The organism is Afipia sp. GW822-FHT03D08 (assembly GCF_058801645.1).
In genome coordinates this window covers 1-25,254 of record NZ_JBXANK010000001.1, presented here as the reverse complement: position 1 = coordinate 25,254, position 25,254 = coordinate 1, and the positions used below count along the sequence as shown (strand labels likewise).

Sequence of the window (25,254 nt, the reverse complement as noted above, 5' to 3'; positions counted from 1 at the left end):
CTATCCAGCCTTCCTTGACCTCGCAGTTGAGCGCGAGGGCTTGGCAGGCTTCCGTGGTATGGCATCTTTATTACTGATGGGAAGCAGCATTTCCTTTTGACCGGCAACCCGCTTCTTGCCCTTCTTCAGTTTTGCAGCCGGGGCTTTAGGCTCACCCTTGAGGCTCTTTCTCAACGCGTCCATCAGATCGATGACATTACCAGACGTGCGGGATGCTGTAGGAGCACTGATAGTCTTCCCTGCGCGCTTCTTATTTATGAGTTCGATAAGGGCAGATTCATAATGGTCCTCAAATTTCTCAGGTTCGAATGACCCGGACTTTTGGTTCACGATGTGTCGCGCAAGGTCCAGCATTTCCTTGGTGACTTTCACATCCTGAATGTCGTCGAAGTATTCTTTCTCGTTGCGGACCTCGTAAGGATAGCGCAACAGATTTCCCATGAGCCCTCTGCCCATCGGCTCAAGCGCAATGATGTGCTCGCGGCTTGTCAGCACGACGCGCCCCAGCGCGACCTTGCCCATGTCGCGAATTGTTTCGCGGATCACCGCGTAGGCGTCGTGCCCAACCTTACCGTCGGGCACCAAGTAGTACGGTCGGATGAGATAACGCGTATCGATTTCAGATTTTGGAACGAACTCGTCAATCTCAATCGTGCGAGTGGACTCAAGCGCGATGCTTTCGAGCTCGTCCTTGCTGACTTCAATGTACGTGTCTTTATCGACCGGATAGCCCTTGATGATGTCGTCGTTTTCAACTTCATCGCCGGTTTCGGCATCCACCTTCTTGTACTTGATGCGATGGCCGGTGTTCTTATTGATCTGGTTGAAGCTGACCTTTTCCGCATCGGAAGTGGCGGGATAGAGAGCAACAGGGCAAGTCACCAAGGACAGACGAAGGAAACCCTTCCAATTGGCGCGAGGGGCCATCAGCGATACTCCGGTTACGCAACTGAACTGAATTGTGACTCAAGTCCTGCTGTGCTGCCAGGTTCCTGCCTTGGTCCAGTTCTCTTTACGTTCCCATTCGGTTGCCGATACTGGCCTGTTTTAACCCTAGTTGCCTGCTTCGAATGGAGTAGGCAGGAACGGATTCGCCAATTCCCGGTTTTTGAGTCGTTCAGTAGGACGAGCATTACCCCCTCGACCTCCCCGCGTCGGTCGCCTCCCAGCTTCCCGGCGCGGGGCTTCTTTTGGGCGCACCTAATCCAAAAATTGGACTCGATTCTCATTCTGCGCAGGAATTAAATAGGCTCATCCTTGGCCGGATGACCGTGATGCCTATAAACGAGCGCGTTTGTCCGAAGTGCGGACAGCCCGTGAAGTTGATGCTGGCGCCGGGCGGTAAAGGCCCGCGCACCTATCAGTGTATCCATTGCGACCGGCTAGACCCGATGAAGTCACCTCAGGTAAAGGGTCTGATAAAAGCTCTCCTGCATGAGGAAGAGAAGTAAGACCATCTTCGATAGCGGCAACCCCATGTTTGCCGGGAACTTTTAGTTCTCCCCGCTCTTACCGCACACGGCATCAATTCGCATGCCATGGGGGGACGAGCTTTGAACGATTTGCTGATTATTCTCGTCGTCGAAGACGAAGTTCTGATTCAAAGCATGCTGAGCGAGGCACTTCACGAGGGCGGGTTTGCGACGAAGATTGCAGACTCGGGAGAGGAGGCTATTAGGCTCCTTGACGCTACCGAGCCAAAATATCGAGCGCTCGTTACCGACATCAACCTGGGTCGCGGAAAGCTGGACGGTTGGGAGGTCGCAAGGCATGCGCGCGAAGTCGATCCAGAGATACCGGTGGTCTACATGACTGGTGACAGCGCGGCAGATTGGTCATCGAAGGGTGTTCCGAACAGCATCCTAATCACCAAGCCATTTGCCCCGGCGCAGATACTCACAGCAGTGTCACAACTCTTGAATACAGGGACGCCCCCTGCAAGCTGAGGGGCCTCAGTTGGCGGAGGCTTCCTTACAAGCGAAGCTAAAGCCATCCGTTGTCCGCGGATCGTGCTTTGAAGCATCCGCTCGGTCGCTTCAAGTCCGACAAATCCTTTGGTCGTTCGGGATGTTGGAATCCACTACCGTGCATCCCTCCCCAAACATTTATTTCCCTCCCTAGCATCTTACCGACGGCGCGCGTCTCGTTCTTTCCGGTCCTCTTTCTTGTAGAGGTTCTCGGTAGCGTCTTCTGTCATCCTCACGCCGCGCGCCGTCCGTTGACGGTTTCGCATGATGCCGAAAGCCAATGCGGCGCCGACCAGCGCGATAAAGATTGCCCAGATCCACTCGGGCGATGTGATCTGCATTGTGTTTCACCCAAACATGAAAAGGCCGCGCCGAAGCGAGGCCAAGTTTTGTTACTAACCCGGCCAGCTTGTGCCGTACCAATCGTCCACTTCCTTTTTTGTTTGATCTTTCGCGTAGCCATACCGCTCTTGAAGTTTGCCTTCGAGTTGCTCACGCTTGCCGTTGATCTCATCAAGGTCATCGTCAGTGAGTTTGCCCCACTGTTCCTTGACCTTGCCCTTGACCTGCTTCCAGTTACCTTCGACTCTATTCCAATCCATCACAGACCTCCTTGTGGGAGGAGAGAACATTCGAAGTAACGGCTTGTTCCTAAGTCGATTAGTCGCAGGCTGGCCAGTCGTCGGAGAGGCTATCAAACGCCTCATCTACGGCTTCGACGCATTTCAGCTTGCTTAGGCGTGGGTATCGGTCGTGCTCAGCGAGAGCATGTAACCGTGATCCGGGCAGGGCGCGATTGCGTGTGCATGCAATAATATTCGGATCGCCCACTGCTCGACGGTTTCCTTTCGTCGCGACATAATTAATCTCAGCCGCCCTTGATAGCTTTATTCCAGCGGTCGAGGTCGGGCTCCGGCGCGTCAGGCTCGCCCGGGTTTTGCGATTTCTGCCCGGGACGTTTCCACGGCTCGGTCGTACCTTTAGTTGGCGCGGGATCGTTCTTCTTGTCTTGAACGTGAGGCTCGCTCTGAGGGTCGTTCTTCTCTGGCATGTTTGCTCCTCCACTTGTTCAAGACGAACAAATTGAATCAGTAACAGTTCCCGCATGCCCAACCGCTAGATTGGATATACGTTAGAGCCAGCCGTTATCTCGTCCGCAGTTAATTCTTTTTGGTAGAATGAGGCTCGGCAAGTCTTTGGGGCGATCAGGATATAGAAACTCCGAACCTCTCAGCCATCGACCTTCGAACACGTCCCAAAACTGAATTGCATCCAACTGCCGTTCGAACTCATAGACGCACCACAGTCCGCCATCCGGTATCTTCTCGCCTGTGGCGTTAAAGGGAACCCCGTTCAACTTACAAGTAGTGTTAATATAGTCCCATTGCGCGCGGACGTAACAGTCTTCCAAAGCAACATGATATGGACGGCTCGCTTTCCAGCGCGCGCCTCCTCCACGTGCGTAGAAGCCCCTACGCTGCATTAGAAACTCGGGTAGCCTCGATATAGCTTTGGCGATCCGCCGCGCTTCGTCGGAGGTCAGATGCTTCCTGTAGTCGTCGAGCTGCTGCTCGTGCATATCGTCGCGGCAATAGATCGACGCCAGCACAACGCCGTTCGCATCCCTTACGACATAGCCATGCTGCGTCCTTTCCACCGGCCAAGGCGGCGGAAATCGGCGTTTTTCGTCCCTTGACTTCATGAGAACAAAATAAGAACATGCGGAGAGACGGTCAACGAGGAACAGCGGCGTGTCGCCACTTCCCGAACCAAATCCACAGACGGAAGCCGAGCACCTTGAGACCGCCGTCGATCAGGCAATCGCCGCGTGCGGTGGTGATCCCCGCGCTACGATCAGAGCGTTGATCTTGGCGAATGAGTTTCTAGAGGCAAGCGCGTCGAAGGGTTTCCGGCGCGGCATAGACTATGGAAGGCTCAAGACTTACTCGGGCTAGTGTGGAGCGTGTCATGTTTGATGTTGCGAACGACCTGAGAGAGCGGTTCGACTATGCGGCTTACTTCTATCTAAGCGCATGGGAGCGTGATCCCAATATGGTCATTGAAGGCAACACGATCATCCGAGAGGAAGATGACTTCGAAGAGATAATGATCGACACGTTTGAAGCGCTGCGAGATTCGGTTAGCGCATTGCCTGATGAACTGATCAACGAGACCCAGGAATTGCAATCCCGCATAAGCCCGGAGCGCTTTGAGCAGATCGTAGTCGAAAGTATTCAGGCGATTGGCGCGGGGTCTTTGCCACGAGACGCCACTGAATTCCTAGAAGCGCTAAACCGCTCACTACGAGGCATCCCTTAAGAGATATCGCATAAGATAGAAGACCCCAACTGCCAGGGCGAACCAGAATGCACCGCCTACTGTCTCAATCGCCTTGTTGGAGGCATCGGTTCGACCGAAAAGCCTAAGTATTCTTCGGCCGGTGCCCATAACGATCACTTCGAAGATGATAGTGATCAACAATCCAACAACCCAATCAATACCTAGAAACTTTGCTCTTTGGCCAGGCATCCATAAGTCTCCACCGCAGCCCCGTGTCAAAAATCCTGCGCTACCGAACCTTCATCAATTCCGTGACGCGTTCCACGAATTCATCTTTCGCCTTGGACGAACGCTTACGCATCCCGTTTGCGTCAGTGTCTTCGACAGTCATATCAATCGGAATTTGAAGATCAGTGCCGTTTGGCCTCCTGTTAAAGGCTACAGTGAACTTCTCCTTCGCGAGAGCGTCCAATAGCGTTTCGAATGTTCCATCTATCTTGAAGATTGTGAAGAGCGCGCCGGCTGGCAGCACGATGGCTGCTTCCGAGGCTGTTCGATTTCACCGAAAGACATCCCGACATCGAAGTCGATGTCATAACTAGTCCTGAGCTGGCTAATTTTCAAAATGACGGCATTGACCTGGCCGTGCGCTTCGGAACGGGTTCATGCGCGGGGCTGCAATCCGTGAAGCTCCTAGACGAGGAATTTTTTCCAGTATGCAGCCCGCACTTCCGGGAAAGCACACGGTCTGTGAACCTGCAGATCTCACCCGCGTGCCCTTCTTAAAGATGATTGGGTGCCCTGGGATTTCTGGTTTCGCGCTGCGGGGGTGCCGGTAACGACTCCGATACACGGAACGTCATTTAGCGACGCCAATCTCATGTTGCAGGCCGCAGCGGAAGGTCGAGGCATTGCGCTCGGCCGCGCATCACTTCTAAGCGAAGACATCGTGTCTGGGAGACTTATCAGGTTATTTCATCAGAGCGCCCGCGGAGCGGCTTGCTATTTCCTCGTGTATCCCGCCGCCTCGCATGAATTGCATAAAGTCCGACTATTTCGCGACTGGCTTCTTGAGCAATCCAAATCGTAGACGCTTGAGGCGAAAACATAACCGAGTGGATCCAGTGCGGTAATCAACGTCAGCAAATGCTACGCCGCCCGTTCCAACCCGGTTCACCGTGAGGGGGTTACTTCCGTAAACCATCCAGCGATCCCAGACCCATCCGAGGCGGCCACGCACGCTGGCGAGCCAATTGATAGACTTCACCGGCCTCGCCGTTAGCGTACCCGGATTCAATACGGTCACGACCTATGAAAACAAGATCCATGTCGGCCGCGCGGCTGTGAACTACAAGTTCTAACCGCGAAGCAAACTCTCCTTCCGTTGAACTAGAGCCCGGCCTTGTGCCGGGCTTTCTTATTCCCAGTTAGATAAAGCCTGCAGTGCTGTCATGAGCACCGTTTACAAGGGCTCTCAGTACATGGCGATTCATCGCCGGGAATGACTTCACCGGAAACCTGCAGAATTATCTGGCGATCAGCCGCAACCCGTCCGAAGCGGTGCCCGCAGCCGGTGTTGACCCCTAGGTGGTGGCCCATGTTGAGTGTATGGTGGACGTGATCTTAAACGGCTGGCTGTACTATGTGGGACGATTGGTACGAGCGCAATTTTGCACTTGTTATAGCGGGACTCGGATCCCTTACCATAGTGCTGCTCTTAGGGGTGTTACTGTCGCCCTAAAGCACCCACGGGTCCTGCGGGACGCCTATTACCGTGTGCCACCGAAATATAGGACAGCCGGTCGCCCCGTTTTTGCGCCGCCGAAATTATAATAGCAGACGTCCCGCGTGCGGAACACCTTCCCAGATCTTCTGCAAATTGAGTGAGAATTGCTGTCTTTTTATTTCTGATGGTTCCCGGTTAGATGCTGACGTCAGCATTCACGTTCAGGGGTGCCTTCGATGATTACATCCAACGCAGATCCGAGAATTCAAGTCGCGATGAAATTCGCGCTCGATCAAGCCTGTGAAGTTTTGCCTCCAACTTTGAACAATCATTGCTATCGGTCTTTCGTTGCTAAAAAGATTCTTGAACGCGCGGTGCAAGGCGACCTCAGTCAAGGCGCCCTTGTAAGAGCAGGACGTCGGGCGATCACCCAGCTCTTCGCTATGCAGGCAAAAAGTGCTTAATCTTACATAGCGTCGACTCAGCACAGACTAATTCGGGACGCTTTTGCGTCGCTTATCTCCGCCCTGATCGCTTTGATGCCGCGATTCAACGCTCGCCGCGCACGCTCGAATCATGATTGCCATTAACGGTCTGGAGGAGCGGGTGACCGGCCAGCAGCATGGTCCTCGACGGCCTGCGCCGCGGTCATCACCGATACGAAATACGTTGATTTGGCGAGAAAGCTGGCTGCCTCAGGTGCGTTCTTGCGATGTCGCCTTAGCCGTCTTAGCCTGCTTACTAAGCATCGGAGCATGGGCTCGCAGTAGGTCCGGTCCGTGACTTGAGGCGAGGGTGAGCAGGTGTTGGCGTAGCGCCCCCGCCGATGCCGCGAAGAGATCGAAACCTATGTCCCCAGGTTGAAGAAGCAGATTGTCCCTGCCTGACAGGTTGAGCGCACACATGGACCAGTTGGGGAAAAGGCGAGCGTGGGACCAACTCGTGTCGCGAATCGTTGGCAACGAGTTGCGCCGGTCCGCACAGATGCGCGAGAAACACTCCCGGACCTGCCGTTCCGGTCCCTCCAGCAACTGCACGAACGCGTAGCCGTCGCTGAGGAGAAAGCCGGTGATTCCGTCGCGGCGGTTGTTGGCATCTGATGCAACGAGAATATCCTGCATGGTATCGGCGAGCGCCATGGCGACAGACACGCTGGCCGTGCTGACGTAGAGCAAGCTGAAAATCGGAGGCTGATCCAAGACCGCAAATCCATGCCGTTTTCATCGACCCTTTGTGGGTCCTTCATTCAATTTGGAGACGCTAACAAGGAAGCGGCTACGATGTCGACTCGTCTCATGAGTCCACCGAAGGATTGAATTTCCCCCTTTAGTCCAGCACTCGGACCAGATCCGCCGATTGGTACGGTTTCGGCAACAAGGTCGCGCCTATTTCCTGAGCGTCTTGAGCAGCGCCAGCATCGCCGGTAGCGATTATGATCCTCAAGTTCGATGATCGCTCGCGAGCCTGCCGAGCTAACACCGTACCTGAGACCCGCGGCAGCCCCACGTCGGTCAGGAGGGTATCGACGGAGTTCGAAGCGAGCATGTGCAATGCGGTCGGTGCGTCGGGCGCTTCCAGCACCTCGTGGCCCAAGGTTCGCAGCATCTCGCAAGTCATTGAGCGGATCAGTTCGTCGTCTTCGACGACCAAGATCGTGCGAGGACGCGAAGCGATCTCAGACTGCGGCCGCGCGCTAGTCTTTTGTTCCGCGGCCACCTGGCGCTGAGCCTGATTCCCGAGAACATGGCGGATTTTCCGTGCCAATTGGTCACGGCTGTAAGGTTTGCCCAGGAGTTCAACCCCGCGGTCAAGCCGGCCGCCGTGCACAATGGCGTTCTCCGTGTAACCCGACGTGAACAGGACCGCGAGATTAGGTAACCGCTCCTTGGCGGTTCGGGCCAAGTCGGGGCTCCGCACTGGACCCGGCATCACCACGTCGGTGAAAAGCAGGTCTATAGGAAGACCGCTCTCGATCACCCCCATGGCGCTGGCTCCGTCTTTGGCCTTCAGAACGCGGTAGCCGAGGTCGCTGAGGAGCGCCACGGCGCCCTCGCGCACCTCCTCATCGTCTTCAACAACGAGGATGGTTTCGGTACCGCCACGTAGAGGGGTGCTTGAGCTGTCGATGATAACGTCTTCGCTCTCATGGGCCCGCGGGAAGTAGAGCTTCACTGTCGTGCCATGCCCGAGCTCACTATAGATTTTGATGTGCCCGCCCGACTGCTTGACTAGGCCGTAAACCATGGAAAGCCCCAGGCCGGTGCCCTTTCCTTCGGGCTTCGTGCTGAAAAAGGGCTCGAACACCCGTTCAACGATGTCGGCAGGCATGCCCGAACCGGTGTCGGTCACGGCCAGCAAAACATACTGACCGGGCCGCACCCCTTCGTGGCGGGCCGCATACCTGTCGTCCAGGAACGCGTTTCCCGCCTCGATCGTGAGCTTTCCGCCCTCCGGCATGGCGTCGCGGGCGTTGATGGCTAGGTTCAGGAGCGCGTTCTCGACCTGGTTTGGGTCCAGCAACGTGTTCCACAATCCTCCCGCGATAGAGGTCTCGAACTCGATATCCGCGCCGATCGTGCGGCGCAGCATGTCGTCCATGCCTCTAACGAAGCGCCCGACGTTGATGACCTTCGGTTCGAGGGCCTGCCGCCGGCCAAACGCCAGGAGTTGCTGGGCGAGCCTCGCTCCGCGTGAAACGCCGGCGAGGGCATTTTGAATCCGAACCTCGGCCCGCGGATTTCCTGCGACGTCTTTGGCCGCCAAGTGCAGGTTGCTGCTGATCACTTGCAGCAGGTTGTTGAAGTCGTGTGCCACCCCACCCGTGAGCTGGCCTAGCGCTTCCATCTTCTGCGCTTGCGCCAGGGCGGCCTGCGCCTGCTGTAGCGACTGCTCAGCCTCTTTTCTCTCCGTGATGTCGCGGGTGACCTTGGCGAAGCCAATGATCTTACCGCCTTCGTCGCGGATGGCGTCGATGACCACGTGCGCCCAGAACGTGCTTCCATCCTTTCGCTTGCGAAGGCCCTCTGCCTCCCACCGTCCATCCCGGGCGGCCGTCGCGAGGCCCCGCGTCGGGACGCCTTCGGCTAAGTCTTCTGGGGTGTAGAAGCGGCTGAAGTGCGACCCGATAATCTCGTCGGGCGCATAGCCTTTGATGTGCTGCGCACCGGCGTTCCAACTTGCGACGTTGCCTTCTGGGTCCAGCATGAATATGGCGTAATCGGTGACACCTTGAACGAGGAGGCGAAATTGCTCCTGGCTGCGTCGGAGGGCTTCTTCCGCTGCCTTGCGTTCCGTTAGATCGCGAGTCACTTTTGCGTAGGCGATGGTCTCTCCGGAGGGCGACCGGATAGGGTCGATCACTACATGGGCCCAGAACCGCGTGCCGTCCTTGCGCACGCGCCATCCCTCGCGCTCGAAACGGCCCTCGCTGGCAGCGACCTTCAAGGCGAGGTCGGGAATGCCGGCGTTTCGCTCTTCCGGCGTATAGAATTCCGAGAAGTGACGGCCGATGATCTCGTCAGCTTCGTAACCCTTGAACCGCGCGGCGCCGGGATTCCAACTGGATACGATGCCCTTCGCGTCGAGCATGTAGATTGCGTAGTCGGTAATGGCATCGACCAGGAGACGGTAGCGACCGTCATCGCTTGCAGAAGCTTCCAAGTGATTTGCAAGATTCATCAAGTACTCTGAGCAGGACCAACGGGCAGGCGAACGGTGAGACGTGCGGAATTGCGACGGCAAACTACATCAATCGTCGGGGGTTTCAACCTCGGAAACTTCAAGTGATAGAGGGCCTTGCGGAACCCACGCCATGGTTGGAACTGCAGCCACTGATCGACAAGGTGTGGCGACATTGTGAGGACAAGGGCGCCCAGGGCCGGACCGTGACGCGAAGGTGAAATTCGCCGAGTTCGAGATCATCACTCGGAGCAGGTCAGTCTCCACTGCGGTTTCGAACCGTAGTGAGTTTGAAGCATATCGAGAGCCCTGCTCGAGAGCGACAGCCGCCAAACCGGTACGCCTTCTGGGAATCTCGCTGTCATCGCTGCAGAGCGAAAACCAGGAACAGCAACTCGGCTTGCCAATCTGAGGAGCCGCAGATTGCACAGGCCGTGATCTTGATGATCGCTCCCTCGAATGCTGGATCTTTTGGATCAGGAACGGTATCGACCCTGACGCGCCTTTTCCGTGCCAGCATAGAGCGCGCATGATGATTTCCTCCGAAATACCCGCGCCAACCGGTGAGATCGTGAAGAGTTCCAATGAGGACGCTCAGTGCTCAGCAGCCGGACCGGCACTTAGGTGTTCCGAGAGGGGTCGATTATCGAGATGGCTCTGAAGCGGTAGCCCGCGCCTTCTTGTCTGACCTGTGCTCTTCCCGCTCGCGCGTCACTTCTTCTGCCCGCTTGTCCTCGCGAAGTCCCAGATAAACCGGATGCCGCATCTCGCCGGATGTAGTCCACTCAGTGAACTTCACTTCCGCGACAAGCTGCGGTTTGACCCAGGTGGTAACGGCCTCGTCCTTCGTTTTCTTTCCAAAAGGCGACTTCACGGTCTTCAACTTGATTAGCTTGCCATGCAGCTTATTCAGTGCGCCATGGCTAAAGCCCGTGCCGACGTGGCCGATATAGCGCCAGCCTTTGCCTTCCCGCAGGGCCAGGGTAAGAGCACCGAAGAATGGCCGCGTACCCCTCGGCGCGGTGAAACCGGCGATCACAACTTCCTGCCGCTTCGATGTTTTGATCTTCAGCCAGTTGTCTGTGCGAGCACCTGACAGATACTTGCTGTCCGCCCGCTTGGCCATGATGCCTTCAAGACCTCTGCGCTCTGCCTCGTCGAAGAACTTTGTGCCGGATGCCGGTCTATGGCGGCTGAACGCAATCAGCCTGTTTTTCGGCAAGATCGATTTGAGGCGCTTCTTACGCTCGATGAGTGGAAGGCCACGAAGGTCTTCTCCATCCTGAAACATCAAATCGAACGCGCAGTACTGGAGCTTCGCCTTGCTGCGAAGAGCGTTCTGCAGCAGCTGGAAATGTGAGACGCCCTCCTTGTCCAGGGCGACCAGCTCGCCGTCTATGACGGCATCGCCCTTGACGCCTTCGAGCGCTTGCGCGATCTCGATATAGTTGTGGCTGATGATCTTGCCGTTGCGGCTGTGCAGGATGACGCTGCAGTCCTTGATCTTTGCAACCATGCGGAAGCCGTCATACTTATCTTCGAATATCCAATCCTTGTCGTCGAACGGGGCGTCCGTCAGGGTGGCAAGCATCGGCTGCAGGCGTTTTGGTAATGCGGAGGTCCGAGCCATTATGATGCACTTCCCTGGATGACGTTTCGAAACGTAATCGAGTAGCGCAGGCTCTCGACTCCGGGAATGCTGTGTTCCCATTCGGTGCGGGAGGGGCCGCGCAGAAGATAAACTGAGCGCGGTTCGGCGACGAGGTTTTGACGCGTGAAACCCTTGAGCGCTCTCTTGCGCAATCGGAAGGTACATGCCGAGCGCAGCGAAATGCCGACGACGTCGCCAAATACGGCGCGGTCCTTATGCCAGCCGATGCCGGCTCTAGGCCCATATTCAGTGTTAAGCACCTGCTGGAAGCTCCCAGGCGCGTTGCCTGCGAAGGACTCGGCGCGCGTGCGAAACCTGAACAAGAACTCCGGCATACCGTCGGTCTTTGTGAGCCCGCCCCCATTGAAATCATAACGCCAACCATAGGAAATGGTGCGGCGACTGCCGGTGAAACCTCGAAATTCGAATGGACGAAATGGAAGGTTCTCGAGCTCCCGTAGCAGGGCCCTCTCTTCCTCGATGCTGAGAAAGTCCGGTCGATATTTCATGCCTCCCGGAAGAGTGTTGTGGCCGAAAAGATGGAGCGCGGCGTTACCGGCGCGCACTCGATTTTTTCGGTGCAGGCGCTTTGGCAGATTTGCGGTCGCCACGGTCGCCCTGCCCAGCCTTGGCCGCGGTCTTTGCCTTCCGGCGCCGATCCTGAGCCAGGGAGCGGCTGACGTCGTCGCTCTCCGTGATGCGACCCTTGTCGTCGCGGCCGATATAGCGCTTGTCACCGCGGCGCGATCAGCTCGCGCTTTGAGGCCGATTTTTTTGCGGCAGGTTTCCTCGCTGTCTTCTTCACAATGATCTCCGGCGTTTATCAGTTTGCGGATCCCAACACGCTCAACACGCTGGCAAGGCTAAGAGTTCCCTTTAGGCCTGTCGCGACTTGCGCCGCGACCGGGCCGCGGCACACTGAAGCGCAGCGAGTCTGTGGGCCGGCCATACGACGACGATCACTCGCGCACCTGAACGGCGACTCCTTAGGCCATCCAGGGCGAGGCTCACCGCGCTCGGCCCGCTGCACCCGTGACCGCCTTCAACCGCTCAGCCGCGATCCATATTCAGGCAGGAACCAAGCAGGGTGCCGTACGTTGGAGCTGACTTTCAAGGATGGTTCGATGCCGAAGAACGACGAACTGCGTTACGGACCGCCCGGTAGCAGCGCGGTGCATCTGTGCGTCGACATGCAGAGGATGTTTGCGGAAGGCACCGACTGGAAGATGCCGTGGCTGCCCCCGCGTCCTGCCGAATATCGTAGCCATTACCGCGGCTCATTCCGAGAAGACGATCTTCACCCGCTTCATTCCGGCCCGAAAGCCTGGCCAGGGCGCCGGCATGTGGCGGCACTATTATGAGCGCTGGGGATCGATGACCATCGACGAGATCGGCCCTGAAATGGTTGGGCTCGTGCCGGAGCTCGCGCACCCGCCTGCCCGCACCTTTGACAAGCCAGTTTACTCGCCATGGACCGGCAGCGATCTGCACCAGCAGCTGCGCGCTGCAGGTATGGATACCGTCATCATCACCGGCGGCGAGACGGATATCTGCGTGCTGGCGACCATGCTGGGCGCAATCGGCTGGGGTTTTCGCGTCATCCTCGTTACGGATGCCTTGTGCAGCTCGGCCGATGAGACCCACGACGCGATGATGAACGTTTATTTGAACCGCTTCGGCGAGCAGGCCGAATGCGTGACGACGCTGACCCTGCTAGAGAGCTGGGCCAGCGACGCCCGGACGGCGCGGGCGTCATGAGCGGCTCTTATCTTGTTCAGATCCTGCTGCCGAAAGAGGCTGCGGCTGGGGAACCCGTCTCGCAGGAATGGTTCGACAATTTTCTGAGGAAGCTGACCGATAAGTTCGGCGGCGCGACCAGTTTTGTGCGGTCGCCGGCGCAGGCCTGTGGCGCGCGATAATATCGCTGTCGTTGAGGTCATGGCGGCGAAGCTTGCCAGCGACTATTGGCGGTCTCTGCGCGAGCGGCTGGAGCGAGAACTCTCGCAGGAAGAAATCGTCATCCGCGCACAGGAAATAATCCAACTTTAGGAGTAGAGATGGACGCGATGATGCTGCTCAGAGCGTTGGCAACCGTGACAACTATCGTGCGGCAGGGCTGGTGGCAGCAAATTTGAACGCCAGGGTCATGGTTGCGGGATTCATGATCTTCATCGTGGGGTCTCTTGCCTGGATGGTGGACGGCTGGCTGGAGGGCAGAGCCTCGCTTGTCATTCAAAATGTCATTCTCCTTGGGATCAATCTCCTTGGTGTCTGGCGCTGGTTTCCTAAGGTCGAGAAGGAAATGGGATAGGACGCTTTCGGAACAAAAGGCTTTCGCGGTGCAGGAACTGCAAGAATCTGCTCACGTCAAGCCGGCAAATCTAATCGCTGCAATCCTTAAAAGTCTAATCAGTGATGGCGTTATTCCATAATCGCTCATTCCGCGAATCCGGGCACGGATCTGAGCGTCCGAAACTTTTCCACAGAGCTCCTTTTTTATGACATTTGATATTGACGTCTGAACTTGCAGTTGCGATCCCCGGCATACGGTCGAACTATGAGCGGGCTCGGCCGGACTAAATAGCATCAAGGAGGGTGCACACGTTTCGGTACCGGTTTATCCGGCTACCGGTTCGGTGCGCCCGCTCACTGAATCGGTAGCCCTTTAAGAGGGCGCGATGCCAGTCACCATTGTTGCGAAGAAGTCCAAGCCCAAGATCATCCACGTTGCAGATGACGTAGTCTCGGGCGACAGCCCCCTGCTCGACCAGGACAGATCACTGCTGGCGAATGCCAGTATGACACCGCTGGAATATATCCACCTGAACGATCTCAAGCCGAATCCACGATCCGCAAAGAAGCATCCGGAACGACAGATCGCGCTGATCGCCGAAAATATGGCCCATTTCGGCTGCACCCAGCCTCTCGCGATCGATGAGAACAACGTCATCGTGTTGGGAAACGGTCGGTACGAAGCTGCGCGCCGAGCGAAGCTTGAATACCTGCCCGCGATCCGGCTGCTGCATCTTTCACCGACGCAGAAGCGCGCTCTGGCCATCGCAGACAACAAGTTGTCCGAGATCGGTGAATGGGATGAAGCAATTCTGGCTGAAGAACTGCAGTTTCTGAACGATCCTGTCCTTGAACTTAGTTTCGATACCCAGATTCTTGGGTTCGAAACGGTGGAGATCGACAATATCCTTGAAGCCGCAAAGCCGAAAAACACCTCCGCTTCGCCCGATGATACCCTCCCCATTATCCCTCAGCACGCCGTCTCCGCGCGTGGTGACATCTGGATCATGGAAGGTCATCGGCTCCTGTGCGGTGACGCGCGTAACACCGATGACTATCGCACCTTGATGGGTAACGATGTTGCGGACATCGTCTTCACCGATCCACCATACAATGTGCCAAATGCCGGTCACGTCACTAGCCGCCGCAATGTGCGTGAATTCGCCATGGCTGCCGGCGAACTGTCGTTTGCGGAGTTCTCGGAATTCCTGAACAAGAGCTTTTCTGCGATCGCTAAGCATATCAGGCCCGGTGCCGTCGTCTTTGCCTGCATGGACTGGAGCCATTTGGGTGAGTTGCGGGTCGCTTGTGATCAGATCTTTGGCAAGCCGCGAAACACGATCGTTTGGGTCAAGTCCAATGCCGGCATGGGTTCCTTCTATCGGTCGCAGCACGAATTGATCGTACCTTATGTTCTTCCGGGTGCCCGCCCGGTCAACAACTTCGGTCTTGGAGGCAAGGGTCGCTACCGTACCAACGTCTGGCAGTATCCGGGAGCGAACGCCTTTGGCCGCAAGCGGGACGAGGAGCTGGCAATGCACCCGACCGTAAAGCCGGTGGCACTTGTCGCTGATGCACTCAAGGATTGCTCTCATCGTCGTGATATCGTCCTTGATCCTTTCGGTGGATCTGGAACGACAATGATCGCGGCAGAGCGTACCGGTCGCTGTGCCCGGCTTATCGAGTATGACCCGCTCTACTGTGATGTGATTGTTCAGCGCTGGCAGTCTGCCACTGGAAAGACGGCTCGTATCGCCGAAACAAATGAAACTTTCGAGCAAATGCAGGCTCGCCGCATCACCCTTGCGGCCCGGGCCTGAAGGAGGTCTTACCATGAAGGACCGCAGCAACTACGATGTTGGATACGGCAAGCCGCCCGAGCATGGAAAGTTCAAGCCCGGGCAATCGGGAAATCCACAAGGCCGAAAAAAGGAAAAGTCTTACGCCAGCTTCAATGATCTTATTCGACAAGAGTTGGTGTCGCTCCACAAGTTACAAATCAATGGAAAAACGAAGAATTTTCGAGCAGTCGACATCATTGTGAAGCGAATCGTAGGGCAATCCATGAAGGGGGAGTTTCGTTTCGTAAAGCTTATGATGGAAACCCCCGCCTTCCGAGAAATCCTGGAAAGACCAGAGGGACGCCCCCTCAACGGCGCGGAAAAGAAATTTATCGACGACGTTTTCCAGCAGGCCCGGGACCTCGCGGCAAAGTACAACAAGAAGGACCCCCCGTTCTAGGTGGCTCTCAGCAAGAGCCACCTGTGCTCTAAAGGTATACTTTTCGGACGGCATTCCTCGCAGACAGCCATCGGCGTTGTGCTGATGTAAGTTTAATTTTGACCGAGCTTATTTTCTGACGCGTTGAACCACGGTTCCTGCCGGCCCCGTCGCGCAGAGAAATGAATAGGTCTCGTTTTGACCGGCCGCGACGACATCCATGTCCACCATGATAGGCGGCACGGGACCTGGCCAGTTCGCCGGCCGCGGCTGCACAGCTGTCCGTGAGCTCTTGATTGCTAGTCCCGGAATTTTCGGCAATACCTCTGCAACCTTCAAAGTGCAGGCTTTAGAATCGGGATCTTCTGGACTTGGCTTGGCGGCCGTTTTGGCCGGCTTCTTCTGTGGGGGTGGTGACTTGGAGGCTGCGTCAAAACAGGCGAGACGCGCAGCCGTATCCTGGATTCCCTTGCAATCTGTCTGAGCGTAGATACTCGTGGGGTAAAGCAAAGCCGCAAATACGATAAAACTCTTCAACATCAGAAACTCCCTCTTCTAGGTCCAATAATTGATCTTTAGCCAGTTATGCGGAAACCTCAGTCCGACCCTTCTCTTATTCAATCGGCGTGACACACCGCCTCGAATCCAGTTCCGCCATGAACTTCGATTTGATTGCGAAAGCCGGTCAGCAGCCGCAGAAGCGTCTGGTCACCAGCAGACGGTGAGCAGAGTTTCTCTTCGATCGATTTGAGTTCCTGTACAAGCAATGACCAGGACACGACGTTCATTCTTAGCCGCGCAGCGATACGGCGCACATCAGCCGGATTTGCTTCGAATAATTCGATGATCCGGCGAGGCAGCTTGTCGGCATCAAGCCTGCCGATAAATCCGCTATCGATTTTTGCTGTCTCAAGTCCCAGCGTTGTCCAATGGCTTTCGAGTGCTGGCTGGGGAACAATAAAGAGCAGACCGAGATTGGCCCGCTGAGCAGTTTGGCGCTCCTCCCAGAGCATCAGGGCAATATACTTGGCGAGTTGCTCGGGCCAGGACGTCGATGTCAGCTTGAGTTCTACCGCGATCAATGATCGGGCGGACAGGAAGAAGCCGTCCGGCTGGGTTACGTTCTCGCTCGGCTTCCAGCCATATCGCAAGGCAAGGTCACGCCCCAGACTGTTAAAGGGGCCATGATCTTCGATCGACAGCGGCTGACACAGCAGTCGTGCAATGATCGCGTCCGGCATAATCGAGAAAGCCAAATTGAAAAAGTGATTCAGCACTTCTTCCTGACCATTCAGATAGGTTCTTAGATCGGACAGTTTCCGGACACGGGTATAAAGTGGACCATTGGAATTCTCGACGAGATCTCGCGGAATCGAGATCACTTCGTCACCCACCTGCCATATCTTTTGTGGAATCGACTTCAAGCCGAGGAAACGCGGCGTCCAGTAGATATTGCCGATCATATCCCAGTATTTGTCGTTCCATGACATTCGGACTGTTCCAAGGGTCCCTGTCCATTGCCATAATACCATGTCTATATCCAGTGGTTTAATAGCCTCTGGAATGGCCGTCTTGGCGCATGAAAGCTCGTGCGCTCCTGGCCTGGAATCTGAGGAGAATCCGTGTTGAACGGGGTCTTTCCCAAGATGCGCTGGCCGATGAGGCCGGGGCGGATCGGGCTTATGTGGGCAGCCTAGAGCGCGAGAGGCAGAACCCCACCATTGACCTTCTGGATCGGCTGGCCAAGGTTCTTAAAGTCGACATTTCCGAGTTCTTTGCCAAGGTCCCAAAGGGCGCCCCGCGTCCCAAACCCCTGCCTGCCGGCCGGAAAGCCGCGTTAAACCCCCGCCGCAAGAAGCAATAAGATTGCTGCAAATCCACTGGACTTCAGTGTTTTGTGGAGCATGCATGGACGCATCAAACGAGAGCGTGCCATGTCCAGGAAATCCAGCAGTACAAAGAAAGCCAGCAGCACCGTCATCTGCGCCTTGATTAGCGAGGTCCGCAGTTGCGCCGAAGAAGCCACCATAGTCGCTGAAGCGGCCGACCGGTTGGCCCAACGCGGCCAAGCTGAAAAGGCATTGCGCCTTCTAATGGACGTCGAAGGACCTACTAACGAGATCCTTTACCTCTTCCGTGCGGCACTCAAGGTCAGGATTACCTTGCTTCCGGATACCAATTAGGGCGCGTCAATCTAGCTTCCTCTCGCCGCTCGGCATTTGCCGAGGACGGCCTTGCGGCAGTGGCAGCACATAATGCTGTCGTGCCACGCAAGGAGGGCCAAATGGCCACCATCCGAAAGACAAAGCCGAAAACCCAACGTAAGTTGGCTACCGCAGCTAGACGAGGCACCACGTCTTCAGCGAAAGCTCGATCACCCTCTGCGCCGAAGAAAGCACGAACGTCAAGCGCATCCACCGCTGCATCGTCCAAGCAGGCCAAAATCCTGGACATGCTGCATGCTCCAGCCGGAGCCACCATTGCCGCCATCATGAAAGCCACCGGTTGGCAGCAACATTCGGTGCGCGGCTTCTTCGCCGGAACCGTGCGCACAAAGCTTAAGCTGAATCTTACGTCGCAGATGGTGGGTGACGAGCGCGTTTATCGCATCGTCAAAGGTGAGCCCACAAAATGACCCAAGCCCCCTCGCCCATAAAGCCGGCCGATCCTGCAGTGGAAGCTGATCTGGACCGGCTGGCGAAGGAACCCGTCGCTTCATTGCGGCAGCGGTACCGCACGCTATTCAAATCCGAACCACCTTCGGCGTTCGGTCCTGATCTACTACGGCGGAGTATCGCCCAGCGGATTCAAGAAAAAGTTTATGGCGGGTTGTCCGGTCCAACCAAACGCCTGCTCGACCAGCTTGTGAAGGCCATGGCCGCCAAGCCCAATGGACGGCTGGAGTTGCCGCGCCGGATCAAGCCCGGCTCGGAACTGATCAGAACATGGAAGGGGAAAACCTACCGCGTCGTGGTCCAGCCGGATGGCTTTGCCTATGACGGCAAGACCTATGACGGTCTTTCAGAAATCGCCTCCCTGATCGCTGGCACGAACTGGAATGGACCGCGGTTCTTTGGGCTCCGGTCCAAACCAGAAGGGGTTTCTTCCGATGGCAAGTAGCCTTCCCAAAACCCTGCGTTGCGCCATCTACACCCGAAAATCGACCGAGCATGGCCTTGAGCTGGAATTCAACTCGCTCGATGCTCAGCGCGAAGCCTGTGAGGCTTATATAAAGAGTCAGGCCTCGCAGGGCTGGAAAGCACTCCCACAACTCTACGATGATCCTGCCTTCTCGGGCGGCAATCTTGAGCGCCCTGCCCTCAAGCGGTTATTGGCCGACATCGAATCCGGCAGGGTCGATGTAGTTGTCGTCTACAAGATCGACCGCCTCACCCGCTCGTTGGCTGACTTCGCCAAACTGGTCGAAGCATTCGATGCCAGATCAATCTCATTCGTGGCCGTCACCCAGCAGTTCAACACCACCACCTCAATGGGCCGGCTAACCTTGAACGTCCTGCTATCCTTTGCCCAATTCGAGCGAGAACTGTCGTCCGAGCGGGTCCGGGACAAAATCGCGGCGTCTCGCGCCAAGGGCAAATGGACCGGTGGCAATATTCCATTCGGGTACCGCACCGAAAACAAAAAGCTGGTCATCGACGATCAAGAAGCCAAGGTCGTGCAATACATTTTTAAGCGTTACCTTGAACTCGGCAGTTTCGGCTCACTGGTCCTGGACCTCGATGCAAAGGGCATTCGGTCGAGGATAAAGAAAGCAAAAAAGTCAGACGCTCGCGTGGCCTCGCGGTTCACCTACGGTCCCCTCGCCTATCTGTTGAACAGCCGCATTTACATCGGCGAAGTGCCGCACAAAGGCAAATGGCATCCGGGAGAGCATCCACCCATTGTCACGAGTGCCATGTATGACGCCGTCCAAGCAAAACTGGCCTCTAACTCTGTTACTCGAAAAAATCGACGATCAGAGAGCGGCGCGCTGCTGATGGGCAAACTGTTCGACGACCGCGATAACCGCATGAGTCCGAGCTACTCGACCAAGAAGGGCGTCCGCTATCGGTTCTACGTCAGTGCGGCGCTATTGCGGGGACGCAAGACCGAGGCTGGCTCTCTCACCCGGATTTCTGCCACGGAACTCGAGGCAGCTGTGCTCCAGGCGGTCCGCATGGAATGCGATCGACCAGATCCTGTTGTGACTCCGGATGCGGGGTTGATTGAGAACCATGTTGAACGCGTGGTCGTCTCGGAGACTACGATTACGATTGTCTTCCCGCCTCAGACTGGCCTTCAGAATTTATCTATCCCTCAGGTCAACGCGAGTGGACCAAAATCCTCTGCCTCTCGAGCCGACGATAGTAGCGAAGCTGACCCGATCCTTTTACATGCCGTCGCCCGGGCACATGCCCGCCTCAAGGATCTGGCCGGTGGCCACTTCCATACAGTCGAAGCATTGGCTGCCGCTGCAAAGGCCCATCCGAAAATGCTGCGGCAAGAATTGCGGCTGGCATTTCTTGCGCCCGACATCCTCGCGGCGATATTGCAGGGCGACCAGCCGGCCGGCCTGACGCTGACCGCGATGCTGCCCACCCTGCCCTTGTCATGGGCGGCGCAGCGACGCGCCATCGGACTTTGATCACCGCGCTGTTCGCTGATCGGATGTTATGGAACATCCCTAGGACTGCCGAGAAGGTTCGGCGCGCTTACGCAATCTAGGATCGATTGATTGTGGTTCACTCCAGAACGATCCCCCTGCCGGAGATGTCACTAGCACCTGCCAGTGCTGAACATATCTAGATTAAGAGCATCAGCGCGGCCCTAGACGGAGTGAAGCCTCATGAGGTCTATGCCGAATACGGGAACGGCGCTCTTACTGCCAATCAAGCGATAACGGCGTTGAACTTTGGGCGAGGCAGAAATGATAAACGCCATCGAAAAGCGAGAGCCAGGTTGAGGGCGATCTTTCTGCCAACCGGCATGCCTCTGGCAGTTCGGTCAGCGGGTTAAGCTCGCCCTTGATGACGATGTCCATCAGCTTTTTAAGGTCGGCTTTGACACTCACCGAGCCTTTTGCCCTGCCAGCTGGATTACCGGATTGGTCCGGCTGAAACGGCGTTCCGACGGGCATGCCGTCCTTCCGCACTTCCGCTGTTCACGCGGCTATTATGCGCACAGGACCATGCGCACATCAATAAGCGTTGCGATACTCGCTGAGCATGTCGAGTGAAGCACCACAGTAGCCGGTGACGTGATCGTGCGCCTTGACCAGTCCTTCGAATCCAACCCTTGTGTATTCGAACGGCTTGCCGCCGAAGCTGCGCGGATATCGAAAGGCGTCACCTTTTGGATCGATGTTATGGATGTGGGCAATAATTTTCCCCACGTGCACGCCCCATACGTCTTCCCTGCCTGGCAACTCCGCGTAATCGAATTGCTGTTTCTGCAGCTCACGCCACAGCGGCAAAAGCTCGTGTCTCGCTTCAGGTGAATTCTCGCCCGTGTACTCCGAAAATTCTTCTATCGCCCACTTCAGGTGTAATTCCATCGAATGCCGCCCGAGCAAAAACAACGGTGCTTGCATAAGGCCATTATGAACCCAGTGTCCACGCATGCTTGCCGCAAGTTGCTCGAAGGCAAGACTATACGAATAGGCAAAATAGCCGAGCGTTTGTTCTGACGCGGACGGAGGCGTTTCGCGATGAAGAAAGCGCTCCATCTTCTTCGGAATCTCGAATCCGCCGACTTCTTCAAGCAGATCGGTTAGATCGACCACCTAAGCGCCAAAGATTTTCAGCAGCACTTCGGCAATCAATCCGCTACCCACGGAAAGACCAACCTCTTTCGAGAAGTCTACCAAGCGTGCACCCCAACGCTGCAGTTTGCCAACGTCAGGATTCTGCTTTGCCGCCTCAGCCTTTACGACGTCGGCAATATCGATGAATCCATTTTTGGCATCGGGGAATAGTGCTTCAAATTCGTTAGATGCCATAACCTGATCGATTACTTGCACCAGCTGAGTTTGTTGTTGAGTGAATGCTGTTTGAGAAAATATCCCGGTGCCCACTTGAGCAACAGCGCCAGGACTGTTCGTTTGATGAATAACCGCGCTTACCACTGGATCTTTTTTCAATCGCTCGCTCCCATGCATCCCATGTGCGAAATCATCGAGCATTCCCTCTTTAATCCGTTCCAGCTTGCCACGCACTTTCTCGAGATGGTTCGGCGTGACTTGACCCAACCCGAGCCTTGATGCTTTCTCGGTTATCTCCGCCATAACAATTTGCTGCACTCGTTTAGCAAAAGACTCCAAATACTCCCGAGCAGGTTCTTCGCCATCCGTCAGTTCGAAGGCAAACTTGGACGCATCGCCGACAGCGGCTTTCAATACATCGACTGAGATGTCCTCAAACGCAATAAGGGTTGCTCCGCTTTGCAGCCTTCCCATGGCAGCATGCTTGTTCTGCAGGGCCTTTACCTCACGCACTACATTTTCCTGCACGTCATGCAGACGGCCATCAAGCGAGCGGCCCAAATACGCCGGATCAAATGCCATGAAGCATCCCGATAGCAGTGCGCCGAATTACCATCGCCAATAAGCTCCCGCCGCCGCAGAAAAGATTGAAATCAAAACGCCCACAAGTATGCTTCGCGGCCTTATACCCGAAAGCGCCTTCCAAGTCAGGATGGCGCCTAAGATCGGCCCATAGGCCTTCCGCAGCTGCGGGGCGTTTTGCAGTACTACGCCCACCTCAGAACGCCCCTCTAATTCGCTAGACATGGCCTCTCTCCGCGTCAGCGTTTGACTCACCAACTGTTTGCAACTCTGCAAATTGTCTTTGCCTCGTACAATGCACTCAATTATCTCGGTAAATCATCTAGGATTGGTCGAAGTTCGCCAAAAACCGCGACCGGCGTAACCCTGACAAGTGTCAGGGTGGCCGATTCCCCTCGGCGTTAAATGCGATGGTAAGCCCTAATGGTTGTCGTCAACCGTGGCACCACAATTGATTTCCTCATTATTGAGTTGACGTGGATTATATTCCTATGTCAATGCGGCGGAATTACGGGGGTACGGCTATCCTCGATCTGTTTGCTACGCAGAATCCGGACCGCTAGATTCCACTTCTTTGGGGATTTCAAATGCGCGTCTGGCGATTTTACTTTGCTTGATTTTCGCCAGTGTCGCCCAAGCTCAATCGGCAGAAGATACAGTTGCCTTTCTGGTGTTTGGCCTTGAAGACAGGACAAGTTCTATTGCAGCACCGGGCAGCAAGCCATTCGCCTACAATAAAACCTCTAATGGGTGTTTTCGAGGCAACCAATTCGAATGGGCAAAATACCTTTGGAATCGCTGTAGCAATCACATCGAAGGGCAAGTGCCTTTACGATGTCGATTTTACCGCTCGCACCAATGGCAAGGCGACTATCCTTCACTACCGCACAGATTTCTCAAAGGTATCCACCGTTTTGGTTGAAAGCGGACACGCGGGCGACTTCAATCTCACTGGTGACACCGGAGCAATCTGTCTCGTCGGTATAGAACCCCTGAGGCGATCCCAGAAGAATTAAGGAATGGTCTACGCCTACCCACGCAGGCAGCGAAACTTGGCGCATTAAAGCTACTTGGAATGAATTCGATCACTCCCCCACCTCAGATCGATCGAGTAAAGGCCGCGGAGGCCTATTTAAGAAAACGTATTGTCCCATGAAGGCCTTCTAACCCAAAAATCCATTCAGATACCCGGCAGTGCAGATCGGGAAGATTGTAAAGGTCGTAAAGGCTGGCGAATTTCTCGGAGTCAGATACTTCGCCAACGAGCGGGACTTTTGGCAGCACCGCAGCAATGAGCGCCACCACAAAAGCTACATCGTGAACGTCAACGGCAAGCTCTATTGGCCGCTTGTGAAATATCTGAAACTAAAGGCATAGTATGTTGTTCGACCAGCCCCCAATACGGGGGCTTTTTGGTGGCCAGATGACCGACGCGCACACTGTCATACGAGCAGCGACCCAAGCGTTCTACGACGCGACTGAGATTGTCCGCATCATTGATCTATTGAGGGCCGGAAATGAGCCGTCCCTTTTCCCACAAATTAACAAGCGCAACGCCGCGCCCAGCGTGAAGACCATTCAACTTTCGCTGTTCACACGTTTGCACATGGTCGTTTGTCGACATTATGGGCCAGTTCGAAAGGGAGATTACTCCGCCCGTGCAGCCTCCGAGTTGCTCGACAAACCAGACGTGCTCAAGCAAATACTCGATGCTGGAGCGGATGAGCCACTTCTTAAAGATGCTCAAATCGTTTGGCGCGTGAGGAGCAAATACCCAGATCTTCAAGCCTACATGCACCTTCGAAATAAGTTCGTAGCACATCTCTCAGACGAAGACTCACATCAAGGTGCCAATGATAAGGGAGATTTTTGGCATGGGCGAAGTGAGCGCTAGGCTTTTTGACCAGCTAGCCAGGGCGGTGCATTGCACAACGACGGATTTCGAGTTCGAGCGAAAAGAGCAGCGCAAGTGCGCGGAGGCCTTTTGGTCTGTATGGCAGCAGAAGCAATGACCCCACCCGCTTGTAAAGAACTTGTCGCTCAAGTCATAACGAGAATCCCCGCACGGGGTCTTTTATTAGGTGACTTATGAAGCTGGAGTGGGGGAACGTCCCGCAGTGGGTCTCAGCCATTTGCGCGCTCGCGCTCGCGGCGCTGGCCTTTTATGGCGTTTTCTTCTCCACGACATCCCAAGCAATCGTAGGTTACCTGCAATCTGAACTTACGTTACGGAATATTCGTATTGTCGGCCTTGAACAAACTGAGAAGGATTTGCAGAGGTCAATTGCAGAGAGCAAGGTCAACTTGAATGGGTTGGCGGAAGAAAAGCTCACTCTCGAAAAACAGATTGCCGACCTCAAATCAACCCAAGAGAGTTTTTCACGTCAGGTAGATAATTTAGGTACCAAGCTCGCGGGGACCACTTTTTCCCTCATCCGCGAGAAAATCTCGGGGAGTATGGCGGGATTTTTATCTGAGCTAGACGTAATCTCTTTGAAAATGTCTGATTGGACCGACAAGGGCGTGGCGGCGCGTACTGTTAAACCCTGGGAATCATACTTACGGCGGATACAAGACAAGATTGCCGCATTGCCCATGGCGGATCAGGAAATGGGCCGCCTAGTCAGAGATAAATTCATTGAACAATGCGGCCGGTTTAGCTCCCTCACCATTCAGATCCCGGCAATGCGAATGTCGCCTGCTGATGATCTTTCGAAGTACAGTTATGACATCGAAAAGCATCCGCTAGCCATTCGCGCGAACGCAATTTCAAAGCAGATCCGCAAAGCGCAAGATGATATCTGACCGGCCCCCACTGAGTGGTCCGATCGGAATGTTAGTTTAGGGATTGCATTTTGACTACCTCCTTTGGTGCTGG

The 25,254-nt window shown here is 55.6% G+C and carries 30 protein-coding genes and 3 pseudogenes; 18 read left to right on the top strand and 15 right to left on the bottom strand.

What is annotated here, in order from left to right:
• The gene (gene ku, locus AC1RM7_RS00165; protein ID WP_492838171.1) at positions 1-927 is read right to left on the bottom strand and encodes a non-homologous end joining protein Ku; all 927 of its coding nucleotides are present in this window, start codon (positions 925-927) and stop codon (positions 1-3) included.
• A gap of 626 nt (positions 928-1,553) precedes the next feature.
• On the opposite strand from ku, the gene AC1RM7_RS00160 reads away from it, so the two are divergent.
• The gene (locus AC1RM7_RS00160) at positions 1,554-1,946 is read left to right on the top strand and encodes a response regulator (RefSeq protein WP_492838169.1); all 393 of its coding nucleotides are present in this window, start codon (positions 1,554-1,556) and stop codon (positions 1,944-1,946) included.
• 179 nt (positions 1,947-2,125) lie between these two features.
• On the opposite strand, the gene AC1RM7_RS00155 is transcribed toward AC1RM7_RS00160, so the two are convergent.
• From AC1RM7_RS00155 to AC1RM7_RS00140, 4 genes are all read right to left on the bottom strand, one after another.
• Positions 2,126-2,308, bottom strand: a complete 183-nt coding sequence (locus tag AC1RM7_RS00155; RefSeq protein WP_492838167.1) for a hypothetical protein — start codon at positions 2,306-2,308, stop codon at positions 2,126-2,128.
• 54 nt (positions 2,309-2,362) lie between these two features.
• Positions 2,363-2,569, bottom strand: a complete 207-nt coding sequence (locus AC1RM7_RS00150; RefSeq protein ID WP_492838165.1) for a CsbD family protein — start codon at positions 2,567-2,569, stop codon at positions 2,363-2,365.
• Between the two features lie 266 nt (positions 2,570-2,835).
• Positions 2,836-3,018: a hypothetical protein gene (locus tag AC1RM7_RS00145; protein ID WP_492838163.1), complete on the bottom strand. Its 183-nt coding sequence runs from the start codon at positions 3,016-3,018 to the stop codon at positions 2,836-2,838.
• A gap of 81 nt (positions 3,019-3,099) precedes the next feature.
• Positions 3,100-3,669: a hypothetical protein gene (locus AC1RM7_RS00140; RefSeq protein ID WP_492943864.1), complete on the bottom strand. Its 570-nt coding sequence runs from the start codon at positions 3,667-3,669 to the stop codon at positions 3,100-3,102.
• A 266-nt stretch (positions 3,670-3,935) separates the two neighbouring features.
• Between AC1RM7_RS00140 and AC1RM7_RS00135 the strand changes: the two genes are divergently transcribed.
• The 4 genes from AC1RM7_RS00135 to AC1RM7_RS00120 all read left to right on the top strand — a co-directional run bounded on the left by AC1RM7_RS00135 (position 3,936) and on the right by AC1RM7_RS00120 (position 6,437).
• Positions 3,936-4,286 carry a hypothetical protein gene (locus AC1RM7_RS00135; protein WP_492838159.1) on the top strand — a complete coding sequence of 117 codons (351 nt, stop codon included), beginning with the start codon at positions 3,936-3,938 and terminating at the stop codon, positions 4,284-4,286.
• A gap of 483 nt (positions 4,287-4,769) precedes the next feature.
• A complete protein-coding gene (locus AC1RM7_RS00130) occupies positions 4,770-5,033 on the top strand; it encodes a LysR substrate-binding domain-containing protein (protein WP_492838759.1) in 264 nt (87 codons plus the stop codon).
• A 10-nt stretch (positions 5,034-5,043) separates the two neighbouring features.
• A complete protein-coding gene (locus tag AC1RM7_RS00125; protein WP_492838157.1) occupies positions 5,044-5,337 on the top strand; it encodes a LysR substrate-binding domain-containing protein in 294 nt (97 codons plus the stop codon).
• A gap of 872 nt (positions 5,338-6,209) precedes the next feature.
• Positions 6,210-6,437, top strand: a complete 228-nt coding sequence (locus AC1RM7_RS00120) for a hypothetical protein (protein ID WP_492838155.1) — start codon at positions 6,210-6,212, stop codon at positions 6,435-6,437.
• Between the two features lie 231 nt (positions 6,438-6,668).
• Here AC1RM7_RS00120 and AC1RM7_RS00115 read toward each other — a convergent pair whose 3' ends face one another.
• Together AC1RM7_RS00115 and AC1RM7_RS00110 are read right to left on the bottom strand one after the other, a co-directional pair.
• Entirely contained in the window at positions 6,669-7,172 is a 504-nt protein-coding gene (locus AC1RM7_RS00115) for a BLUF domain-containing protein (protein ID WP_492838153.1), read from the bottom strand.
• A gap of 127 nt (positions 7,173-7,299) precedes the next feature.
• Positions 7,300-9,651: a hybrid sensor histidine kinase/response regulator gene (locus AC1RM7_RS00110; RefSeq protein WP_492838151.1), complete on the bottom strand. Its 2,352-nt coding sequence runs from the start codon at positions 9,649-9,651 to the stop codon at positions 7,300-7,302.
• Positions 9,652-9,791: 140 nt separating this feature from the next.
• Between AC1RM7_RS00110 and AC1RM7_RS00105 the strand changes: the two are divergent.
• Positions 9,792-10,063, top strand: a pseudogene (locus AC1RM7_RS00105) (DinB/UmuC family translesion DNA polymerase); the annotation flags it as partial.
• Here AC1RM7_RS00105 and AC1RM7_RS00100 read toward each other — a convergent pair.
• The 3 genes and pseudogenes from AC1RM7_RS00100 to AC1RM7_RS00090 form a co-directional block, all read right to left on the bottom strand.
• A pseudogene (locus AC1RM7_RS00100) lies at positions 10,064-10,182 on the bottom strand (glutathione-dependent formaldehyde dehydrogenase); the annotation flags it as partial.
• A gap of 112 nt (positions 10,183-10,294) precedes the next feature.
• On the bottom strand, positions 10,295-11,281 hold the full coding sequence (gene ligD, locus AC1RM7_RS00095; RefSeq protein ID WP_492838149.1) for a non-homologous end-joining DNA ligase: 987 nt from the start codon (positions 11,279-11,281) through the stop codon (positions 10,295-10,297).
• Positions 11,281-11,913 (bottom strand): alpha-ketoglutarate-dependent dioxygenase AlkB, encoded by a 633-nt coding sequence (locus tag AC1RM7_RS00090; protein ID WP_492838147.1) that lies wholly within the window; start codon positions 11,911-11,913, stop codon positions 11,281-11,283. The genes ligD and AC1RM7_RS00090 overlap by 1 nt, the downstream gene beginning before the upstream one ends.
• Before the next feature lie 513 nt (positions 11,914-12,426).
• Here AC1RM7_RS00090 and AC1RM7_RS00085 point away from each other — a divergent pair.
• The 5 genes and pseudogenes from AC1RM7_RS00085 to AC1RM7_RS00065 all read left to right on the top strand — a co-directional run bounded on the left by AC1RM7_RS00085 (position 12,427) and on the right by AC1RM7_RS00065 (position 15,835).
• Positions 12,427-13,060: pseudogene (locus AC1RM7_RS00085) on the top strand (cysteine hydrolase family protein).
• On the top strand, positions 13,057-13,221 hold the full coding sequence (locus AC1RM7_RS00080) for a hypothetical protein (protein WP_492838145.1): 165 nt from the start codon (positions 13,057-13,059) through the stop codon (positions 13,219-13,221). The pseudogene AC1RM7_RS00085 and the gene AC1RM7_RS00080 overlap by 4 nt, the downstream one beginning before the upstream one ends.
• 200 nt (positions 13,222-13,421) lie before the next feature.
• Positions 13,422-13,613 carry a hypothetical protein gene (locus AC1RM7_RS00075; protein ID WP_492838143.1) on the top strand — a complete coding sequence of 64 codons (192 nt, stop codon included), beginning with the start codon at positions 13,422-13,424 and terminating at the stop codon, positions 13,611-13,613.
• 367 nt (positions 13,614-13,980) lie between these two features.
• Entirely contained in the window at positions 13,981-15,414 is a 1,434-nt protein-coding gene (locus AC1RM7_RS00070) for a site-specific DNA-methyltransferase (protein WP_492838141.1), read from the top strand.
• 13 nt (positions 15,415-15,427) lie between these two features.
• A complete protein-coding gene (locus AC1RM7_RS00065) occupies positions 15,428-15,835 on the top strand; it encodes a DUF5681 domain-containing protein (protein WP_492838139.1) in 408 nt (135 codons plus the stop codon).
• Positions 15,836-15,943: 108 nt separating this feature from the next.
• Here the strand turns inward: AC1RM7_RS00065 and AC1RM7_RS00060 are convergent, their stop codons facing one another.
• Together AC1RM7_RS00060 and AC1RM7_RS00055 are read right to left on the bottom strand one after the other, a co-directional pair.
• Positions 15,944-16,354 carry a hypothetical protein gene (locus AC1RM7_RS00060; protein ID WP_492838137.1) on the bottom strand — a complete coding sequence of 137 codons (411 nt, stop codon included), beginning with the start codon at positions 16,352-16,354 and terminating at the stop codon, positions 15,944-15,946.
• Positions 16,355-16,431: 77 nt separating this feature from the next.
• On the bottom strand, positions 16,432-17,304 hold the full coding sequence (locus AC1RM7_RS00055; protein ID WP_492838135.1) for a hypothetical protein: 873 nt from the start codon (positions 17,302-17,304) through the stop codon (positions 16,432-16,434).
• Between the two features lie 89 nt (positions 17,305-17,393).
• Between AC1RM7_RS00055 and AC1RM7_RS00050 the strand changes: the two genes are divergently transcribed.
• The 5 genes from AC1RM7_RS00050 to AC1RM7_RS00030 all read left to right on the top strand — a co-directional run bounded on the left by AC1RM7_RS00050 (position 17,394) and on the right by AC1RM7_RS00030 (position 20,459).
• Complete coding sequence (locus AC1RM7_RS00050) at positions 17,394-17,678, top strand: helix-turn-helix transcriptional regulator (RefSeq protein WP_492838133.1); 285 nt, start codon at positions 17,394-17,396, stop codon at positions 17,676-17,678.
• A 70-nt stretch (positions 17,679-17,748) separates the two neighbouring features.
• The gene (locus AC1RM7_RS00045) at positions 17,749-17,997 is read left to right on the top strand and encodes a hypothetical protein (protein WP_492838131.1); all 249 of its coding nucleotides are present in this window, start codon (positions 17,749-17,751) and stop codon (positions 17,995-17,997) included.
• 101 nt (positions 17,998-18,098) lie between these two features.
• Entirely contained in the window at positions 18,099-18,449 is a 351-nt protein-coding gene (locus tag AC1RM7_RS00040; RefSeq protein WP_492838129.1) for a DUF3489 domain-containing protein, read from the top strand.
• On the top strand, positions 18,446-18,934 hold the full coding sequence (locus AC1RM7_RS00035) for a DUF2924 domain-containing protein (RefSeq protein ID WP_492838127.1): 489 nt from the start codon (positions 18,446-18,448) through the stop codon (positions 18,932-18,934). The genes AC1RM7_RS00040 and AC1RM7_RS00035 overlap by 4 nt, the downstream gene beginning before the upstream one ends.
• Positions 18,924-20,459, top strand: a complete 1,536-nt coding sequence (locus tag AC1RM7_RS00030) for a recombinase family protein (protein ID WP_492838125.1) — start codon at positions 18,924-18,926, stop codon at positions 20,457-20,459. The genes AC1RM7_RS00035 and AC1RM7_RS00030 overlap by 11 nt, the downstream gene beginning before the upstream one ends.
• A 234-nt stretch (positions 20,460-20,693) precedes the next feature.
• Here the strand turns inward: AC1RM7_RS00030 and AC1RM7_RS00025 are convergent, their stop codons facing one another.
• From AC1RM7_RS00025 to AC1RM7_RS00015, 3 genes are read right to left on the bottom strand one after another with little or no spacing between them, the layout of a single operon-like run.
• On the bottom strand, positions 20,694-20,951 hold the full coding sequence (locus tag AC1RM7_RS00025; protein WP_492838123.1) for a hypothetical protein: 258 nt from the start codon (positions 20,949-20,951) through the stop codon (positions 20,694-20,696).
• Positions 20,952-21,011: 60 nt separating this feature from the next.
• Entirely contained in the window at positions 21,012-21,596 is a 585-nt protein-coding gene (locus tag AC1RM7_RS00020; RefSeq protein WP_492838121.1) for a hypothetical protein, read from the bottom strand.
• A complete protein-coding gene (locus AC1RM7_RS00015; protein WP_492838119.1) occupies positions 21,597-22,376 on the bottom strand; it encodes a hypothetical protein in 780 nt (259 codons plus the stop codon).
• Between the two features lie 1,423 nt (positions 22,377-23,799).
• Between AC1RM7_RS00015 and AC1RM7_RS00010 the strand changes: the two genes are divergently transcribed.
• Positions 23,800-24,270, top strand: a complete 471-nt coding sequence (locus AC1RM7_RS00010; protein WP_492838117.1) for a hypothetical protein — start codon at positions 23,800-23,802, stop codon at positions 24,268-24,270.
• Between the two features lie 194 nt (positions 24,271-24,464).
• Positions 24,465-25,181, top strand: a complete 717-nt coding sequence (locus AC1RM7_RS00005; protein ID WP_492838115.1) for a hypothetical protein — start codon at positions 24,465-24,467, stop codon at positions 25,179-25,181.
• Positions 25,182-25,254: the final 73 nt, after the last annotated feature.